Origin of the sequence: Bradyrhizobium sp. SZCCHNR1053, from assembly GCF_032381235.1 — a bacterium.
Classification (GTDB): Bacteria; Pseudomonadota; Alphaproteobacteria; order Rhizobiales; family Xanthobacteraceae; genus Bradyrhizobium.
The window spans coordinates 103,770-123,070 of the sequence record NZ_JAUHJM010000004.1; the positions used below are offsets into that span (position 1 = coordinate 103,770).

General features: G+C 66.2%; 16 protein-coding genes. 11 read left to right on the plus strand and 5 right to left on the minus strand.

Annotated elements, in window-relative coordinates:
• Positions 1-3: 3 nt before the first annotated feature.
• Genes QX051_RS12580 through QX051_RS12590 form a run of 3 tightly spaced genes read right to left on the minus strand, consistent with a single transcriptional unit; the run spans position 4 to position 2,901 of the window.
• Positions 4-1,158: an ABC transporter substrate-binding protein gene (locus QX051_RS12580; protein ID WP_315776335.1), complete on the minus strand. Its 1,155-nt coding sequence runs from the start codon at positions 1,156-1,158 to the stop codon at positions 4-6.
• Positions 1,159-1,182: 24 nt separating this feature from the next.
• Positions 1,183-2,034, minus strand: coding sequence for an amidohydrolase family protein (locus QX051_RS12585; protein WP_315776336.1), 852 nt, complete (start codon positions 2,032-2,034; stop codon positions 1,183-1,185).
• A 24-nt stretch (positions 2,035-2,058) separates the two neighbouring features.
• The gene (locus QX051_RS12590) at positions 2,059-2,901 is read right to left on the minus strand and encodes a shikimate dehydrogenase (protein ID WP_315776337.1); all 843 of its coding nucleotides are present in this window, start codon (positions 2,899-2,901) and stop codon (positions 2,059-2,061) included.
• A 253-nt stretch (positions 2,902-3,154) separates the two neighbouring features.
• Between QX051_RS12590 and QX051_RS12595 the strand changes: the two genes are divergently transcribed.
• The gene (locus tag QX051_RS12595) at positions 3,155-4,639 is read left to right on the plus strand and encodes an AMP nucleosidase (protein WP_315776338.1); all 1,485 of its coding nucleotides are present in this window, start codon (positions 3,155-3,157) and stop codon (positions 4,637-4,639) included.
• Between the two features lie 20 nt (positions 4,640-4,659).
• Here QX051_RS12595 and QX051_RS12600 read toward each other — a convergent pair whose 3' ends face one another.
• A complete protein-coding gene (locus QX051_RS12600) occupies positions 4,660-4,983 on the minus strand; it encodes a helix-turn-helix domain-containing protein (RefSeq protein WP_315741221.1) in 324 nt (107 codons plus the stop codon).
• 181 nt (positions 4,984-5,164) lie between these two features.
• Between QX051_RS12600 and QX051_RS12605 the strand changes: the two genes are divergently transcribed.
• Positions 5,165-6,283 (plus strand): NADH:flavin oxidoreductase, encoded by a 1,119-nt coding sequence (locus tag QX051_RS12605; RefSeq protein WP_315776339.1) that lies wholly within the window; start codon positions 5,165-5,167, stop codon positions 6,281-6,283.
• A 106-nt stretch (positions 6,284-6,389) separates the two neighbouring features.
• Here the strand turns inward: QX051_RS12605 and QX051_RS12610 are convergent, their stop codons facing one another.
• Positions 6,390-7,553 carry a cytochrome P450 gene (locus QX051_RS12610; RefSeq protein WP_315776340.1) on the minus strand — a complete coding sequence of 388 codons (1,164 nt, stop codon included), beginning with the start codon at positions 7,551-7,553 and terminating at the stop codon, positions 6,390-6,392.
• 133 nt (positions 7,554-7,686) lie between these two features.
• Between QX051_RS12610 and QX051_RS12615 the strand changes: the two genes are divergently transcribed.
• From QX051_RS12615 to QX051_RS12655, 9 genes are all read left to right on the plus strand, one after another.
• Entirely contained in the window at positions 7,687-8,601 is a 915-nt protein-coding gene (locus QX051_RS12615; protein WP_315773074.1) for a helix-turn-helix domain-containing protein, read from the plus strand.
• Positions 8,602-8,779: 178 nt separating this feature from the next.
• Positions 8,780-9,952 carry a 4-hydroxybenzoate 3-monooxygenase gene (gene pobA, locus QX051_RS12620; protein WP_315741202.1) on the plus strand — a complete coding sequence of 391 codons (1,173 nt, stop codon included), beginning with the start codon at positions 8,780-8,782 and terminating at the stop codon, positions 9,950-9,952.
• A gap of 1,062 nt (positions 9,953-11,014) precedes the next feature.
• On the plus strand, positions 11,015-12,043 hold the full coding sequence (locus tag QX051_RS12625) for a LacI family DNA-binding transcriptional regulator (protein WP_315776341.1): 1,029 nt from the start codon (positions 11,015-11,017) through the stop codon (positions 12,041-12,043).
• 119 nt (positions 12,044-12,162) lie between these two features.
• Positions 12,163-13,611: a xylulokinase gene (gene xylB, locus QX051_RS12630; RefSeq protein WP_315776342.1), complete on the plus strand. Its 1,449-nt coding sequence runs from the start codon at positions 12,163-12,165 to the stop codon at positions 13,609-13,611.
• Between the two features lie 6 nt (positions 13,612-13,617).
• Entirely contained in the window at positions 13,618-14,940 is a 1,323-nt protein-coding gene (xylA, locus tag QX051_RS12635) for a xylose isomerase (RefSeq protein WP_315776343.1), read from the plus strand.
• A 46-nt stretch (positions 14,941-14,986) separates the two neighbouring features.
• Complete coding sequence (locus tag QX051_RS12640) at positions 14,987-15,754, plus strand: ATP-binding cassette domain-containing protein (RefSeq protein WP_315776344.1); 768 nt, start codon at positions 14,987-14,989, stop codon at positions 15,752-15,754.
• On the plus strand, positions 15,754-16,851 hold the full coding sequence (locus QX051_RS12645; protein ID WP_315773080.1) for an ABC transporter permease: 1,098 nt from the start codon (positions 15,754-15,756) through the stop codon (positions 16,849-16,851). The genes QX051_RS12640 and QX051_RS12645 overlap by 1 nt, the downstream gene beginning before the upstream one ends.
• An 83-nt stretch (positions 16,852-16,934) precedes the next feature.
• Positions 16,935-17,870, plus strand: a complete 936-nt coding sequence (locus tag QX051_RS12650; RefSeq protein WP_315758434.1) for a sugar-binding protein — start codon at positions 16,935-16,937, stop codon at positions 17,868-17,870.
• Between the two features lie 362 nt (positions 17,871-18,232).
• Positions 18,233-19,105 carry a helix-turn-helix domain-containing GNAT family N-acetyltransferase gene (locus QX051_RS12655; protein ID WP_315776345.1) on the plus strand — a complete coding sequence of 291 codons (873 nt, stop codon included), beginning with the start codon at positions 18,233-18,235 and terminating at the stop codon, positions 19,103-19,105.
• The last annotated feature ends 196 nt before the right edge of the window (positions 19,106-19,301 follow it).

Below are 19,301 nucleotides of genomic sequence, written 5' to 3' on the forward strand. Positions count from 1 at the left end.
CGCTTATGGCGCCTTGGACGGCTTCAGCTTCGGCAGCGTCGCGACAATCTTCTGCTTGCCGTCGACGATCTCGGCCAGGAAGCTCTCACGGTCGATGTCGCCGTTCTGGTCCCAGCTTGCCTCCATCAGCATGCCCGGTGCCTTGTCCGGCGTCAGCGTCAATCCCTTCATGGTGGCGCCGAAAGCGTGGCCGTCGAACTTGCCGATCATCTCGGTGACGTATTTGACGAGATAGACGGCAGTATAGCCCTTGATGCCGTTATGGTCGGGCCAGTAGCGGTAGCGCTCGTTAAACTTCTTCGCAAAGGCCTGGATGGCTGGGACCGGCGCATCCGCGCTCAGGCCGACATGGCCGCGCACGCCGTTGGCGGCGGGGCCTGCGAGCTCCACGACCTTCTGGCTGAGCAGCGTCGTCTCTCCGAACAGCGGCACCGACAATCCCTGACGTTTGGCCTCGATCAGGAAACGCGCGCTTTCTTCCTCGTTGGTGTAGACGAAGATCGCGTCGGCCTTGACGTTCTTCAGCTTGATCACGTCCGAGCCGAAATCGACCTGGCCCTGCTCGGTCGAAATGTCCGACACCACCTCGATGCCGCGGGTCTTCATCTCCTTGACAAAGCTGTCGCGGCCGCCTTTGCCGAAATCGTTATTCACCCAGACCACGGCGACCGATTTCACCTTCAGCTGGTCGTGCAGATAGTTGGCGATCTTCGGCATGCTGAACTGCTGGCCGAAGGCGGTGCGGAAGATCCAGGGATTGCCTTGCGTGGTGATATCGGCGGCCTCGGCGCCGACGATTTGCGGCACCTCCGCCTGCTGGGTCAGCGCCATGTTGACCTTGACCGAGCCGGAGTAGATCGGACCGAGCACGACGTAAGGCTCGCGGTCGAGCACCTTCTGAACCTGGGCGCGGGAGACGCCGGGATTGCTCTGGGTGTCGAGATGCTCGGTCGTGATCTTGCGGCCGAGAATGCCGCCAGCGGCATTGATTTCGTCGACCGCAAGCGCGACGCCATCGCGCCAGTTCGTCCCCGACACCGCGCCTGGGCCCGACAGCTCGACGACGTCCGGAATGTAGACAGTGTTCTCGGCATGCGCATGGAAGCCCCACAGCGAAGCGGCCAGCGCAACGCCGCTCAGTCGTCCCAGATGTCTCACGATATCCTCCCCCTTGTTTTTTGCTTATGGTGACGAACTCATCGGTATCTCTGCAAAGCCCAGCAGCCGCGATGGCGTTCGCCATAGCAGCCGATGCTGGTCGTTGGGATCTGGAAAGATTGCGGTGATGCCGGCCAGCAGCGGCCCGTAGTCGAGCCGTTCAGGCGCACGCAGGAAAGGCCAGTCCGAGCCCCAGACGCAACGATCGAGCGTGAAGGCATCGACGAGCGCGGCGATGAACGGCCACGTATCGGCGTAGGGATAGGGCTGCCGCGCGAACTTGTAGTAGCCGGATAGCTTCACATAGGCATCACGCTCGCGGCCGAGTGCGAGCAGCGCCTGGAAGGCGGCGCGCTGCAGCCCGTGTTCGACGGCAGGCCGGCCGCAGTGATCGAACACGAGACGGACTTTTGACCTTTCAATGAGCGGCAGCAAGTCGAGCAGTTGATCCTGCTCGACCTGGACCTGCAGAAACAGATCGAGGTCGGTCAGCTTGTCCAGCAGCGGCGCGGCGTCACGGTAATAGTCGGTGCCATGAAACGGCACGTTGAAGGCGACGCCGATGACGCCTGCGGCCTTCAACTGCTCCAGTTCCCCGATGTCGACGTCCTTCTCGACGACCGCGACGCCCTTGAACCTGCCATCTCCGAGCCTGAGTGTGTCGAGCAGGATGCGGCTGTCGGAGCCATAGCCGGAATTGGTCGCGACGATCAGCGCGTGCCGGACGTCGAAGACGTCGAGCACGCGAATGAGATGCGCGGCGGGCGCAATTTCCTGGCCGGTCGGACGATAGGGCGTATCCGGCGCGTAGGGGAAGCGCGCGGGATCGATGGCGTGGATGTGGCAATCGATCCTGGGGCCTGCCGGAAGTGCCATGGTCGAGCCCTCTCTGACCGACGTTCAGAACGTCGCTTGAATGGCCTTGATCAGCGCGGGCGTCACGTCCGGCAGCACTCCGAACCACGCCTGGAAGGCGAGGCGGGCCTGGTTGAGCAGCAGGCCAAGGCCGTTCACCGTCGTGCAGCCGCGGACGCGAGCGTCCGCGAGGAAGGGCGTCTCCAGCGGCGTGTAGATCAGGTCTGCCACGAGCGTCTTGGCTGAGAGCCGCCCCAGATCGATCTCCAGCGCCGGCTTACCGATCATGCCGCGATCGGTGCTGTTGATCAGCAGCGCGACGTCGGCCACCGCCGCCGAGCGGTCCTCCCACGCCACCGTGCTGATCGCCGACCCGAACTCGGCCGCAATGGCCTGTGCCTTCTCGGCGGTGCGGTTGCTGATGCGGATGTCGCGGGCGCCGTTCTCCAGCAGCGCCACCACCACCGCGCGCGCAGCGCCGCCGGCGCCGAGCAAGAGAATAGGACCTTCGTCGGCGCGCCAGTCCGGCCTGGCGTCGCGCAGGCTCTGGACAAAGCCGTTGCCGTCATTGTTGAAGCCGCTCAGCGTGCCGTCGGATTCGACGACAATGGTGTTGACGGCGCCGATGCGGCGTGCGGTTTCGTTCACCCGATCGAGCAGCGGCATCGCCGTCTGCTTGTGCGGCATGGTCACGTTGCAGCCGCGGAATCCGAGCGCCACCAGTCCTGCGAGCGCATCCTTCAGCCGCTCCGGCTGAACCGCGAGCGGCACATAGGCGCCGCGCAGGCCGTGCGCGTTGAGCCAGAAATTGTGGATCGTGGGGGAGCGGGAGTGAGCAACGGGCATGCCGATGACGCCGGCCAATCCGAATCCGTTCGCGTGCAACATGGTTGCGCTATGATCTCCCACCCTTCAGACCTCGGCCTGTCCCGGCCAATGTGAAACCGTCTTATGAGCAATGACGCGCACAGGCAATTGAAACATTCGACCACAAATCCTTGTCGCAATGCAGCGCATCGTGGCTCAATGTCCAGTTCATGGGCGTCATCGCGTGACCCGCCCCCTGGGCAAAGCCAGGGGTGATTTCTATGATTGCGCAAGTCTGCCTCGACGACCGTCCGCCGGACCCAAAGGATCGCCATTGACTGTCCAATCTCCGCCACCCGTGGCAACAGAAACCTTCACCGACGCCGCCGCCGCGGTGGCCCGGCTCGAGGAGATCTACGAGCGCAATACCGCTTTCCTGCGCGGCCATTTCGAGGCCTATGCCAATGGCGTCGTGCCGGCGACACGGATCCGCGCCACCTATCCCTTCGTGCGGCTGACCACCGCAAGTCACGCCCGGCTCGACTCGCGTCTCGCCTACGGCTTCGTTGCGGGTCCTGGCGTGCACGAGACCAGCGTCACGCGGCCGGACCTGTTCCGCTCGTACCTGACCCAGCAGATCCGCCTGCTGATCGAAAACCACGGCGTACCGGTCGAGATCGGCGAGTCGGCTGAGCCGATCCCGGTCCATTTCGCCTATCGGCGCGACATCAACATCGAGACGGCGCTGCCGCATCACGAGAGCCCGCTGGTGACGCGCTCCTTGCGCGACGTGTTCGACGTGCCGGATCTGTCGACCATGGACGATGCGATCGCCGACGGCACTCTCGAGCTGACGCCGGGCATGCCGGAGCCGCTGTCGCTGTTTCGCGCCGCGCGCGTCGACTACTCGCTGCGCCGTCTCTATCACTACACCGGGACCGATCCCGACCACTTCCAGAACTTCGTGATCTTCACGAACTACCAGTTCTACATCGATGCCTTCGCGGATTGGGGCCGTCAGCAGCTCGCGGCGGGGCAGGGCGCCGCCGAGACGTTCGTCGAGCCGGGCAATGTCATGACGCGCAATGCGCGGCTTGGCGGCGGCACCACGGGCGCGGCGCCGGCGCGCACGCCGCAGATGCCGGCCTTTCACCTGGTCGAGCCCGGGCACCAGGGCATTACCCTGATCAACATCGGCACCGGGCCCTCGAACGCACGCAACGTCACCGACCACATCGCGGTGCTGCGGCCGCATGCGTGGCTGATGGTCGGCCATTGTGCGGGTCTTCGCAACACGCAGCGGCTCGGCGACTATGTGCTGGCGCACGGCTATGTCCGAGAGGATCATGTGCTGGACCAGGAGCTGCCACCCTGGGTGCCGATCCCGGCGCTTGCGGAGGTGCAGGTCGCACTGGAAGAGGCCGTCGAGGCGGTCACCGGCTTTTCCGGTTTCGAGCTGAAGCGGCTGATGCGCACCGGCACCGTCGCCAGCGTCGACAATCGCAACTGGGAGATCAGCGGTCCGGCGGTGATCCGGCGGCTGTCGCAATCGCGCGCCATCGCGCTCGACATGGAGTCGGCAACGATCGCGGCCAATGGCTATCGCTTCCGCGTGCCTTACGGCACGTTGCTCTGCGTGTCCGACAAGCCGCTGCATGGCGAGATCAAGCTCGCCGGCATGGCGGGCGACTTCTACCGGCAGCGCGTCGGCCAGCATCTCCAGATCGGGCTGAAGGCGCTGGAGCTCCTGAAGCACCAGGAGTCGGAGCGGCTGCATTCGCGCAAGCTGCGCAGCTTCGCCGAAGTCGCATTTCAATAGCGGCCCGTGGCCGTCTGGGATCAGCGGCCCCGGCGCCCGTCGAACGCCTGACGCGCCTGCTCGACCTCCGGCATCTTGGCGATGGTCCAGGCGTAGAGCGCGCGGAACGGTGGCTGCAGGGTACGGCCGAGCGGCGTGATCTCGTATTGGACCGCGACCGGCGAGTCCGCGATCACCTCGCGGGCGACGAGGCCGTTCCGCTCCAGCCGGCGCAGGCATTGCGTCAGCGCCTTCTGGGTGACGCCCTCGAGCTGCTTTTTGATCGCGTTGAAGCGCAGCGGTCCGGAGTCGAGCACCGCCAGCACCATCATCGACCATTTGTCGGCGATCTGGTCGATCAGCACCCGGCTCGGGCATTCCGACGAGAAGTGCTGCGGCTTGCAGCGGAGCGGGGCGGTCTCTGATGTCGACGTGGCGGTCACGACAGCGGTTTCCTCGGATATACCTGAGCGACTTTGGGTGCCTGATTGACTTCAGGTTTACGAAGTATACTGGAGCGGTTCCGAACGCAATGGAGCCCCCTGAATGTCCGACCTCGATACCAGCGTGCTGTTTCGCCCCTTCCGCCTGAAGACGCTGGAGCTGAAGAACCGCATCGTCATGGCGCCGATGACCCGCAATGCGGCGCCGAACGGCATTCCCGGCGAGGCCAACGCCGCTTATTACCGCCGCCGCGCCGAAGGTGGCGTGGGGCTGATCCTCACCGAGGGCACGGTCGTCAACCGCCCGGCCTCGCGCAACGAGCCCAATATTCCCTTCTTCCACGGCGATGCCGCGCTGGCCGGCTGGCAGAGCGTCGCCACGGCCGTGCACGCCGCCGGCGGCCGCATCGCGCCACAGATCTGGCACACAGGCTCGACCAAGGGCATGAGCCGCTGGGAGCCCGATGCGCCGGTCGAGAGCCCGTCCGGGCTGGTTGCGCCGGGCAAGCCGCGCGGCAACGCGATGAGCGAGAACGACATTGCCGACACCGTCGCCGCATTCGCGCAAGCCGCGGCCGATGCCAAGCGGGTCGGCTTCGATACCGTCGAGATCCACGGTGCGCACGGCTATCTGATCGATGAATTCTTCTGGTCCGGCACCAACAAGCGCGAGGACCGCTATGGTGGCGCCACCATCAAGGAGCGCTCGCGCTTCGCTGGCGAGGTCGTCGCCGCGATCCGCAAGGCGGTGGGTCCCGATTTCCCGATCATCCTGCGCGTCAGCCAGTGGAAGCAGCAGGACTACGCGGCGCGGCTCGCCGAGACGCCGGCGTTGATGGCCGACTGGCTGCAGCCGCTGGTCGCTGCCGGCGTCGACATCCTGCACTGTTCGCAGCGCCGTTTCTGGGAGCCGGAATTCCCGGACGTGGACGGCGAGAAGGGCCTGAACTTTGCCGGCTGGGCCAAGAAGATCACGGGGGCTGCGACCATCAGCGTCGGCTCGGTCGGCCTGTCCGATGAATTCTTCTCGGCGTTTGCCGGCAAGCCGTCGACGACGGCCGATCTCGATGCGTTGCTGGAGCGCATGGCCAAGGAGGAGTTCGACCTCATCGCGGTCGGCCGCGCGCTGATCAGCGATGCCGAATGGGTCGCCAAGATCAAGGCCGGCGACAAGGCGGGCCTGAAGGGCTTCAGCGCGGCGGATCTCGGCGCGCTGGTTTGAGCTCTTGTCGACCCGTTGGTGCCCCTCGCCCGGCGCAAGCGGGGCGAGGGGGTCGTACCGTCAGCGAGGCGCGAGCTCGAGCCTGCCATCACGTCCTTGCGACTGACTAATGCACCGTCAGCTCGAGATACATCGGGCTGCGGAAGGTCGAGGACGGCATCCAGGGCAGTTGCTCCTGGGTGCGGCGATAGTCCGGCACGACCTTGTGCAGCTCGTCGAACGCGATCCTGATCGCCATGCGCGCGATCGCCGACCCCAGACAGGCGTGCACGCCGCCGCCGAAGCCGAGATGGCCGCGTGGCTTGCGCCTGATGTCATAAACATCCGGATTGGGAAACTGCCGCTCGTCGCGGTTGGCGGAGCCGTAGGCGAGGCAGACGAAATCGCCCTCGCGCATGGTCTGGCCGTGCAAGGTGACGTCCTTCTGCAGGCAGCGGCGGAAGCGCTGCGCCGAGGTGTTGAAGCGCAGCGACTCTTCCACGGCGTCCGCCATCAGGTCGGGATTGGCGACGACGGCCCGGCGCGCCTCGGCGTGATCGGCGAGATTGTAAGCCAGCATCGTCATGAAACCGCCGAGCGACTCGATGCCGGCCATGATCAGCGTTGTCGTCGTCAGCAGCACCTCGCGCTCGTCGAGCTTGTCGCCGTCGATCTCGGCCATGCTGAAATGCGAGATCAAGTCGTTCTGCGGCCGCGCGCGGCGCTCCGCGATGATGCCGGCCGCATAGTCCTGCATCCAGTTGTAGGCTGCGATGTGCTGCGGTCCCTTGGCGCGGCTCACCGGATCGCTCTGCACCATCAGCACCGCCTTGTCGCGCACAGTCTGCTCGTCGCCGAGCGGCAGGCCGAGCGCGGCGAACAGCACGCGCACGGTGAATTTCGAGGAGAACGCCTCGATGAAGTCGAACCGGTCCTGGCCGCGCAGTGCCTCGGCGCAGTCGCGCGCGATGTCGCGGATCGGGCCTGACAGGCTCTCCAGATTGCGCTTCATGAAGGCATGCTGGACGAGGCCGCGCAGCCGGTCGTGGCGCGGCGGGTCGGTGGTGCCGAGCGTCGCGCCGGCACGGTTCGGCAGCTCGGTCATCAGGTTGCCCTTGGCCGACGAATAGGTCTGCCAGTTCGTTCCGGCCGCCGCCACATCGGCATAGCGCGACAGAATCCACACCTGGGCCTGCGGGCTCCAGAAGCATGGGTGCTCGTCGCGCAGCGTCTTGTAGAATGGGAACGGGTCGGCATCGACCGCAGGCGAATACGGGTCGAACGCGAACATGTTGGGCCTCCTCTCCATTGAGTGTGGTCGTTGTTGTTCTTTTCACTGATCTAGCCGAGCCGTGGCCGCGGCGTGAGACACGAAAGCCGGCCAAGACTTGTACTTTTCCGACATTCAGGGTTAGCTCTCGCTCATGCCCCGCTTTCGCACCAAGCCGTCGATCCCCGCGTTCGCGCTCTACGGCGAAGCGTCGGCCGCGCAGCCGGACATGCTGCATGTCGAGCCGATCCAGGTGCGCAGCAAGCTCTATCGCTGGGAGATCGAGGCGCATACGCACCAGGGCCTGCACCAGATCCTCTGGGTCGCTGCCGGTCCAGCCGAGATCGCCTTGGACGAAAGCCGCGAGCGCTGTACCGGCCCGGTCGCCGTGATCATTCCGCCCGGCGTGGTCCATGCCTTCCGCTTCTCGCGCGACACCGACGGCTATGTGCTGACGTTCAATCCGCGGGCGGTGGTGGAGGGCGATGTGCCGGCGACCGGCGAGGCGCTGCGCGACCTGTTCGCAACCGCGCAGATCCTGCATCTCGATGCGCAGGCGGTCGCGACGCGGCGCATCGCCGCGCTGTTCGTCGACCTCGCCGACGAGTTCGCCGCGGCCGATTCCGCGGCCTCACCGGTGCCGCATTGGCTCGGTCGCTCGATCGTGTGGCGGCTGGCGCAGCAGAGCGCGCGGCAGTCGCAAGGCGCGCGGCGCGGCAGCGGGCATGCCGCGCTGTTCACCCGCTTCATCGTGCTGGTCGAGGCGCATCACCGCGATCACTGGTCGGTGGCGCGCTACGCCGACGAGCTCGGCATGACGCCGGAGCGGCTCAATCGGTTGACGCGGGCTGAGACCGGCCAGTCCGCGCTCGACATCGTGCATGCGCGGCTGGCGCGCGAGGCGTGCCGGCGGCTCACCTATATTGCAGCGCCGGTGTCGAAGCTGGCGTTCGAGCTCGGTTTCAAGGACCCGGCCTATTTCTGCCGCTTCTTCAAGCGGCACACCGGGGCGAGCCCGCGCGACTATCGCCGTGCGATGGGGGTGGGGGACGGCGCGGCGCCGCCGTAAGGGTGATCGGCGCCGCCCGATACCACCTTCGCATTCGTTTTGCATCGCGGCATGGTGTCGGAAAAGTGCAAGAGAATGCCGCGTCCATCCAAGTGATCCCAGCACATTCCTTGCTAAAATCAGCGATTGAAAAGCATACCCAACAAGCCTGCGTCTGCGAATCCGGGAGAACACGCCCATGAAAGTCCAAGTCTGCATCATCGGCGGAGGCCCGTCGGGCCTGATGCTGTCGCAGCTCCTGCACCTGCAGGGCATCGATACGATCATCCTGGAGAAATCCAGCCGCGACTACGTGCTGTCGCGCATCCGCGCTGGCGTGCTCGAGCACGGCTTTGCCGAGCTGATGCGCGAGGCGCAGTGCGGCGAGCGCATGGACCGCGAGGGCGAGATTCATCACGGCTTCTACATCGCCCATGACGGCAAGCTCGACCGCGTCGACCTGCACAAATATTCCGGCGGCAACTCGGTGATGGTCTACGGCCAGACCGAGCTGACGCGAGATCTCTACGAGGCCCGCGACAAGCTCGGCGGCAAGGTCGTGCACAACGCGACCGACGTGACGCCGCACGACATCGCCTCCGACAAGCCTTACGTCACCTACCGTCAGGACGAGGAGGTCGTCCGCATCGACTGCGACTACATCATCGGCGCCGACGGCTTCCACGGCGTCAGCCGCAAATCGATCCCGCACGACAAGCTGACGGAATACGAGCGGGTGTATCCGTTCGGCTGGCTCGGCGTGCTGTCGCGCACCAAGCCCGTGTCGCCGGAATTGATCTATGCCAAGCACGAGCGGGGCTTCGCGCTGTGCTCGCTGCGCTCGCAGGTGCTGAGCCGCTACTATGTCCAGGTGCCGCTCACCGACAAGGTCGAGGACTGGAGCGACGATGCGTTCTGGGAGGAGCTGAAGCGCCGGCTGCCGGCGGAGATCGCGGCCAAGCTGATCACGGGGCCCTCGATCGAGAAGAGCATCGCGCCGCTGCGCAGCTTCGTCGCCGAGCCGATGCGCTACGGCCGGCTGTTCCTCGCCGGCGACGCCGCCCACATCGTGCCGCCGACCGGTGCGCGCGGGCTGAACTCGGCTGCGTCCGACATCTACTATCTCTATCATGCGCTGCTCGATCACTACAAAAAGGGCGACGACCGCGGCATCGACGGCTATTCGCAGCGGGCGCTGGCGCGGATCTGGAAGGCGCAGCGCTTCTCCTGGTGGATGACGACGCTCTTGCATCGTTTCCCCGACCGGTTGTCCTACGACGACAGACTGCAGGACACCGAGCTCGCTTATCTGTTCTCGTCGGAGGCCGCGCAGCGGTCGCTGGCGGAGAACTATGTCGGACTGCCGTTCTGAGCGAGGTCAACGCGACGCGTTTCGCCTGCGCTGCTTGATGGCACCACGCATCAGTCGCCTCGCTGTCGTCCCGGCGAACGCCGGGACCCATACCCCCAGGGAGCGGTTTGAGGCAGGCTGGCGATTGGCTTTGTGCCCATCATGACTGCCGCGGAGTGTGGGTCCCGGGTCGGCGCCGTGACGCGCTTCGCGCCTCACGGCTTGCCCGGGACGACGGTTGGGATAGATCGGATTCACGTCTCAAACAGCGCAGGCAGGACGTGGCAACGCGGTCTCGCGGCACATGATGCCCGAGGTCTGCGATCAACTCGGCCCTCCCAAAATCGAGAGGGCGCAGGGAATGCCGGGTGAAGGCCTCACCCATGGCCCGCCTGCGAAAAAAATGCAGGCGGCAGGTACCACAGGTGCAGCCGAACACTCCGGCATTCCCTGCGCGGCAGTCTCACGCTTATACGCAGTCTCCCTGGTGCGCCGGGCTTTCTGGCCACCATGATCCGCGCGGCGCCTCGAGCGCCGTCGCGAACGTAACACCAGCATCGGGGTGTCAGGACGCTGCGACTTCACGTCCGCAAGAGATCGCTCGTCCGCATGCTCTCGCGAGCCTGCTCTCGAACTCTCGCGGCCACCGCATCCCCGCCTCGCGTGTCGTGACGATCGCGCGCAACGCCCCTCTCGTTGAGGCGGGATGGCGGGAGATAAGCACATCTTCCGATAAAGCGAAAGAGAAATTTTCTGGAAAGCGGAAAATTTTCGAAGGAGGCCGGGCAGATCGCGTTCAATGCGCGCAGGAACGTCGGCTGCCCGCGAGCCCCATGAGCAGGATGCAGCATGTTGATCGAACACGCGACCGTCAGCCCCGTCACCGCTCCGCGGCCGCTTGGAGGATGACGCCGTGTTTCGCTGGTGCAACTTCGCTCAGCTCGAGATCGGCGGACAGATGATCGGGGCGCGCTGTTGGATTAGCGCCAACTGCTAAAGTCTGTCGGCCTCCCCGCGCGCCCTGAAAAATGAGTTGCGCACCTCAAAAACCGCGCTATGGTCCTCAACCCAAAGGGGAGGATCATGAACGCGCCGCTGACATTGCGGGATATTGCGCGGCAGGCGGGCGTGAGCCTCGCCACCGTCGACCGCGTGCTGCACAACCGGCCGGGCGTGCGCCCGGACACGGTGCGACGCGTCAAGGATGCGATGGCGCGCAGTGCGTTCCAGCCGCATGCGGCGGCCTCCGAACTCGCCCGTGCCCGCTCGCGGCGTTTTGCCTTCGTGATGCCGTCCGGTGCCAATCCCTTCATGCAGCAGATTCAGGCGCATCTCGGCGAGCTGGCGAGCTGGATGGCCGCGCGCCGGCTCTCGGTCGATGTCGTCACGACGGACGTGTTCGATCCGGCTGTGCTGGCCGGCAAGCTCGAAGATCTGGTCGGTCGCGTAGACGGTGCGGCGGTGGTGGCGCTCGACCATCCGAGCGTGCGCGCCGCGATCAATGATCTCGTCGAGTCCGGCGCCAAGGTCGTGACTCTGGTCTCCGACGTGCCGTCGTCGCGGCGGCATCATTATGTCGGCATCGACAACATCGCCGCTGGCCGCACCGCGGGTGCGCTGGTCGGACGCTTCGCCGGCGGCAGGGCGGGGCGGGTCGCGATCATGGCCGGCTCGCAAGGCCTGCGCGATCATGCCGAGCGCATCTTCGGCTTCGGCCAGGTTCTGGCGGCGGAGTTTCGGCAACTTGAGGTTTTGCCGGTTGCTGAGGGGCATGATGTGGACGATCGCTCGGAGCACCTCATGCGCGAGCTGCTGACCGAGTATCGCGACATCGTCGGGCTCTACAATGTCGGCGCTGGCACGGCCGGCGTCGCCAAGGCGCTGACCGAGTCGGGGAGGGTCGATGACATCGTGTTCGTCGGCCATGATGTGACGGCGCTGACGCGCAAGCTGCTGTTGAACGGCGTGATGGATGCGGCGATTTCGCAGAACCCGGGACACGAGGCGCGCTCTGCCGTGCGCGTGCTCCTGGCGCTGGCGCGCGGCGAGCCGATCCTGAGCGAACAGGAGACGATCCGCATCGACATCGTGATGCGGGACAATCTGCCGTGAGCGGATGGCCGCGGTGATGCGGTCGGCCCGAACACGGAATGAGAAACGACCGAGGCGCTGGTTTCGAGGCGACGCAGATCGCCGAGGCGCCTGGCGGTCCGTGTGGGAGGAGTGGAGTCGTGTTTCTCGGACTGGATGTCGGCACATCCGGCGTGAAGGCCGTGCTGGAGGACGAGACGGGCGCGCTGATCGCGAACGCCTCGCGTCCGCTGTCGCTGTCGCATCCGCAGCCGCTGTGGTCCGAGCAGAATCCGGATCACTGGGTCGAGGCCGTCATCGGCGCGGTGGATGATCTCGCGCGTGAGCGTCCGCGTGAGACGTCAGCGGTGCGCGGCATCGGCTTGTCCGGCCAGATGCACGGCGCGACCTTGCTTGGTCGCGACGGCCGGCCGCTGCGTCCCGCGATCCTGTGGAATGACGGCCGCTCGCAAGCCGAATGCGCCGAGCTCGAACGCCGCTGCCCCGAATTGCACACGATCGCCGGCAATCTCGCGATGCCCGGCTTCACCGCGCCGAAGCTCGTCTGGGTGGCGAAGCACGAGCCGAAGATCTTTGCAGAGGTCGCGACGGTGCTGCTGCCGAAGGCCTATGTGCGCTATCGGCTGTCCGGCGAGATGGTCGAGGACATGTCGGATGCGGCCGGCACCCTGTGGCTCGACGTCGGCGCGCGGCGCTGGTCGGAGAAATTGCTGGCGGCGACCGGGCTCGGTCTCGATCACATGCCGCGCCTGGTCGAGGGCAATGAGCGGAGCGCCGTGTTGTCGCCCGAACTGGCGCGGCGCTGGGGCATGGGCGCTGATGTCGTGATCGCAGGCGGCGCCGGCGACAACGCGGCGAGCGCAATCGGACTCGGTGCCATCACGCCCGGCGATGCCTTCCTGTCGCTCGGCACATCAGGCGTGCTGTTCCGGGTGACCGACCGCTTCGCGCCGGCGCCGGAAGCGGCCGTGCATGCGTTCTGCCATGCGCTCGGCGGGCTGTGGCATCAGATGGGCGTGATGCTGTCGGCCGCGGCCTCGCTGGCGTGGCTGGCGCGCATTCTCGAGACGCCGGAAGCCGCGCTGCTGGCGCCGCTCGGCACGCGCGTCGAACGTCCGAGCCCGGTGCAGTTCCTGCCTTATCTCGACGGCGAGCGCACCCCGCACAACGATGCCCATGCCGCCGGCGCCTTCGTCGGCCTGCGCAGCGCCGCCGGCCGCGGTGATCTCGTGCAGGCGGTGCTTGAGGGCGTGGCGTTTGCCTCACGCGACATGTTCGCCGCGCTCGCGCGTAGCGCGCAGCCGATCAAAGAGCTCGATCTGGTCGGCGGCGGCTCGCGCTCCTTGTTGTGGGCGCAGATCATGGCCGACGTGCTCGGCGTCACCGTACACCGGGTCGAGGAGGGCGAGGTCGGCGCCGCTATCGGCGCCGCGCGGCTCGGCCGTCTCGCCGCGACCGGCGAAGCACCGGCCGATGTCTGCCGCAGGCCACAGCGGCTGCAGAGTTTCGAACCCCGCGCGCCGCAGCGCGCGGCATACGACGCTGCCTACGCGCAATGGCGCAAGCTCTATCCCGCTCTCAAGGAGTAGACCCTCGTGAACGTTCAGGCTCCCTTCTTCCAGACCGGCGCAACCGTCACCTATGGCGGGCCCGAGTCGCGCAGCCCGCTGTCGTTCCGCTGGTACGACAAGGACCGCTTGATCAGGAGCAAGCGGATGGAGGATCATCTGCGCTTCGCGGTCTGCTACTGGCATTCGTTCTGCTGGCCGGGCAGCGATCCGTTCGGCGGCGAGACCTTCCTGCGGCCTTGGCAGCATGGCGATGATGCGCTGGCAATGGCGCGCGCCAAGGCCGACGTCGCGTTCGAATTGTTCCGGCTGCTCGACGTGCCGTTCTTCACCTTCCACGACGTCGACGCCGCGCCGGAAGGCGCGACGCTGAAGGAGTCGGTCGCCAATCTCAACGCCATCGCCGACCTGTTCGAGCAGAAGATGGCCTCTGCCAAGGTGCGGCTGCTGTGGGGCACGGCCAACCTGTTCTCGCATCGCCGCTACATGGCGGGCGCCGCGACCAATCCCGATCCGGATGTCTTCACTTATGCGGCGGGGCAGGTCCGCGCCGCGCTCGAAGTGACGCACCGCCTCGGCGGGCAGAACTACGTGCTGTGGGGTGGCCGCGAGGGCTATGAGACCTTGCTCAACACCGACATGAAGCGCGAGCTCGACCAGCTCGGCCGTTTCGTCGCGCTGGTCGTCGAGCACAAGCACAAGATCGGCTTCAAGGGGCCGCTGCTAATCGAGCCGAAGCCGAAGGAGCCGACCAAGCATCAGTACGACTTCGACGTCGCCACCTGCTACGGCTTCCTGCGGCGCTACGATCTGCTCGATGACGTCAAGCTCAACATCGAGCAGAACCACGCCATCCTCGCCGGCCACTCGTTCCAGCACGAGATCGCGCTGGCGCAGGCGCTCGGCGTGTTCGGCTCGCTTGACATCAACCGCGGCGACGATCTGCTGGGCTGGGACACCGACCAGTTCGCGATGAACGTGCCGGAGCTGGCGCTGGTGTTCCACGACATGCTCAAGGGCGGCGGCTTCACCACGGGCGGCCTGAACTTCGATGCCAAGATCCGCCGGCAGTCGATCGATCCGGATGATCTGCTGCACGCCCATGTCGGCTCGATGGACGCCTGCGCGCGTGCGCTGATCGCCGCCGATCAGATGCTCGAGGACGGTGCCCTGACGGCGCCGCTCGCGCAGCGCTACGCCGGCTGGGACGGCGAGGAGGGGCAGGCGATCCTCGCCGGCCGCCGCTCGCTCGCCGAGCTCGCCGACCGCGCCGTCAACACCGGCCTCGATCCGCAGCCGCGCTCCGGCCGGCAGGAATATCTCGAAAGCGTGGTAAATCGCTATGTCTGATGACAGCAGCCTGCGCACGATGACGAATGAGGCTGAGCGAGCCGTGATGAGCACCGCCGCGCAGCCGGTCTTGGAGCCAGTCTTGGAGCTGAAGGGCCTCGGCAAGCAGTTCGGCGCGATCCGCGCGCTGCACGGCGTCGATCTTTCGATCGACGCCGGCGAGGTCGTCGGCCTGATGGGCGACAACGGCGCCGGCAAGTCCACCCTGGTGCGCATCATCGCCGGCAATTTTCCGCCGAGCCAGGGCACCATCCGTTTCGGCGGCCGCGATGTGCATTTCCATCGTCCGATGGATTCGCGCAGCGTCGGCATCGAGGTCGTCTACCAGGACCTGGCGCTCGCCAACAATCTCACCGCCGCCGCCAACGTGTTTCTCGGTCGCGAGCTGAAGCGCAATTTCGGCCCGCTGGTGCTGCTCGACCACAAGGGCATGGAGGCGCGCGCGCTCGAGCTGTTCCGCGAGCTGCGCTCGGAGACACGCCCGCATGATCTGGTCAAGGACATGTCGGGCGGCCAGCGCCAGGCGGTGGCGATCGCGCGCACGCGGCTGTCCAATGCCAAGCTCGTGATGATGGACGAGCCGACCGCGGCGATCTCGGTGCGCCAGGTCGAGCAGGTGCTGAGCCTGATCCATCGGCTGAAGGAGCAGGGCATCGCCGTCATCCTGATCTCGCACCGCATGCCCGACATCTTCGCGGTGTGCGATCGCGTCGTGGTGATGCGTCGCGGCGAGAAGAAGGCCGACAAGCCGGTCGGCGAGACCAGCCCCGAGGAAGTGACTGCGCTGATCACCGGCGCCAAGGAGGCGGCGTGATGTCCGTTCCATCCGAGACCCGCTCCGCCGGCACCGAAGTCACCTTCACCAATGTCGGCGCCATCAGATGGTGGCACCGCGGCGTGTTCGCCTCGCAGACCGCTTATGTCACGCTGGCGCTCATCGCCCTCATCATCGTGATGAGCTTCGCCAGTCCCTATTTCCTGACCGAGGGCAATCTGCAGAACGTCGCCAAGAACTTTTCCTTCATCGCCATTGCGACGCTCGGCATCACCTTCGTGATCATCACCGGCGGCATCGACCTGTCGGTCGGCTCGATGATGTGCTTCGCGGCGATGATCACCTCGATGGTGATGACGACGCTGTCGACACCGGGGATGCCGCTGTCATCGCTGTTCGTGCATCTCGCCGCGGACGGCAAGACCGTGGTCGCCAACGTGCCCGGCCTGATCCTGATCGTCTCGGTGCTGGCAGGCCTTGCGGTCTCGCTCGTCGTCGGCCTGATCAATGGCGTCTGCATCGCCTTGCTCGGGCTGTCGCCGTTCGTGACCACGCTCGGCATGCTGTCGATCGTGCGCGGTCTCAGCTACGTGATCTCGAACGGCAAGGGCAGCTTCCCCGGCGGCCCCGACGCCGATTATTTCTATGCGTTGACGCAGGGCGATGTCTACGGCGTGCCGGCGCCCTTCATCTATCTGATTGCGCTGGCGCTGGTGATGGCGCTGGTGCTGCACCACACCGCGTTCGGCCGCCACGTGTTCGCGATCGGTGGCAACGAGAAGGCGGCGGAGCTGACCGGCGTCTCGGTGCCCCGCGTGAAAATCGAGGTCTATGTGATCGGCGCGCTCGCCGCCGGCCTGCAGGGCATCATCATCTCCGGCTGGCTCGGCTCCGCGCCCGCCAACATGGCGACGTCCTACGAGCTCAACGTGATCGCGGCGGCCGTGATCGGCGGCGCCAACCTCGCCGGCGGTCTCGGCGGCCCGCTCGGTGCCATCGTCGGCTGCGTGCTGCTCGAGGTGATCAGGAACGGGCTGGTGCTGGCGCAGGTCAACTCCTACTGGCAGCAGACTCTGGTCGGCGTGATCATCATCGCCGCCGTGCTGGTGGATCGTATCCGCGCACGCCTGCTGTGACGAATACTGGCCGGGATGACAAGCGCGTCTATCCTCACCCGGAACAGACAATCATCAGGGATAGACATGGAGGAGGGAAACCCATGAAGAAGCTGCTCTATGCGGTCGCATCGCTCGCGATCATGCTGGCCCCGGCGCAGGCCGAGACCAAATACCGCTTCGCCATCGTGCCGAAGGCGATGAACAATCCGTTCTTCGACGTCGCGCGCGACGGCTGCCTGAAGCGCGCCAAGGAGCTCGGCAACGTCGAGTGCATCTACAAGGGTCCGGTCGAGCACGAGCCGGCCACCCAGGCGCAGATCATCCAGGACTTCGTCACGCAGAAGGTCGACGGCTTGGCGATCTCGGTGGCCGACGTTGCCGCGATGACGAAGTCGATCGAGGCGGCGACCGCCGCCGGCATTCCGGTGATCACCTTCGATGCCGATGCGCCGGGCTCCAAGCGCATCGCTTATATCGGCACCAACAACAAGGATTTCGGGCTGGCGCTCGGCAAGCAGTTGCTGCAGCTCCGACCCGACGGCGGCAAATATGCCGTCGTCTCCGGCGGCCCCGGCGCCAAGAACCTCGCCGAGCGCGTCGATGGCGTGCGTGAGGCGCTGAAGGGCTCGAAGTGGACGGAGGTGGCGGGCTCGCCGACCTTCTGCAACGACGATCCCGCGCTCGCCGTGCAGCAGATGGCCGATCTGCGCACCGCGACGCCGGATCTCGGCGCCATCGTGCCGATCGGCGGCTGGCCGATGTTCGCGCCCGAGGGCTACAAGGCCTTCGTCAACAAGAACCGCAAGGACATCGACGCCGGCAAGCTGACGCTGGTTGTCGCCGACACGCTCAAGATGCAGCTCGAATTGCTGCGTGACGGCTATTCCAACGCGCTGACCGGCCAGCGCCCGTTCGAGATGGGCGAGAAGGCGATGGACACGCTGCTCGCGATCAAGAAGGGCGAGAAGGTGCCGGACGTGATCTACACCGGCCTCGATCTCGTCACCAAGGACAACGTCGCCAAGCTTCTGAACTGAGTTCCTCCCGGGGAAAACCTGGCGGTCCGGCATCCGGCTTCGGCCGGCGGCTGGGCCGCCCTTTTTGTTTGGGATGCTTTTGTCGCGTGGAGCGGGCACCAAAGACGGCCTGCGTTTGCGTTGTCTCGCTCCACGAAGACGCTGCTGATCGTCTCCACCACACTGTCATCGTCCGCGACGGCGGACGATCCAGTATTCCAGAGACGGTCGTGGGCAATCGCGACGCCGCGGCGTGCTGGATCATCCGCCGGAGCCTGTCATTGGGCTCGCCGAAGGCGAGACCCGGTGGCGGATGATGACAGTGCGGGCAACACGGGCCCGGACGATTGACAGAGGGATATATCTGACTAAAGTCAGACATCATGCTCGACCCCATCTCTCGCGTCCGCCGCTTCAACCGCGCCGTCACCTCGGAGGTTGGCGCGCTCGACACCTCGTTTCTCGGGCGCGGGCGGCCGCTCGGGGCGGCCCGCGTGCTCAATGCGATCGGCCATGGCCGCAGCGACGTCGCCGATCTGCGCGACTATCTCGCGCTCGATTCCGGGCTGATGAGCAGGCTGCTGCGCAGCCTGGAGGAGGAGGGGCTGGTGACGACCAGGCCGCATCCCGACGACGCGCGCCGCCGCATCGCCAGGCTCACAGCCGCCGGGCGGCGCGAATTCGAGGCCTATGAGACGCTCTCCAACGCTCAGGCCGAATCGATGCTGGCGCGTCACGGGCAGCCCGAGGCGCTCTTGGCGGCGATGGACCTGGTCGCGGCCGCGCTCGGACGCAGCCGCATCAAAATCGAGGAGACCGATCCCAGGAGCGAGCAGTCGCGCTATTGCCTCGGCGAGTACTACGCCGAGCTGTCGAGACGGTTCGAACGCGGCTTCGACGTTTCGCTGTCGCGCGATCCCGACGCCGCCGACATGACGCCCCCGCGCGGCGCCTTCTTCGTCGCGCTGTCCGACGGCCTGCCGCTCGGCTGCGTCGGGCTGAAGGGCAGCGGCGGCGATGTCGCCGAGATCAAGCGGCTGTGGGTCGCGCCCGCGGCGCGCGGGCTTGGCCTCGGCCGGCGGCTGATGGATGCGGCCGAGGACGCCGCGCGAAAGCTGTCGATCACGACGCTCCGCCTCGACAGCAACAGCGCGCTGACCGAGGCCGTCCAGCTCTATCGCCGCACCGGCTGGACCGAGATCGACCGCTTCAACGACGATCCATATCCGGATCTGTTCTTCGAGAAGCAGGTTTGAGGTCGATCTCCCGTGACGCTCGGCGCTCGTGCATCGGGCTTCAGGAACGCGAGCGCCTTGTGGTCGGCGAATTGCTAGGGGACCTCTGCGACGGACCCCGTCGGCCTGCTCGGCGTTAAGCGATGGGCAACCGGCGGGTGATTGGATGAGGGTCGTTGGGTTCCAGCGATGAGAGGCAGACGGGCGTGCTTTGAGT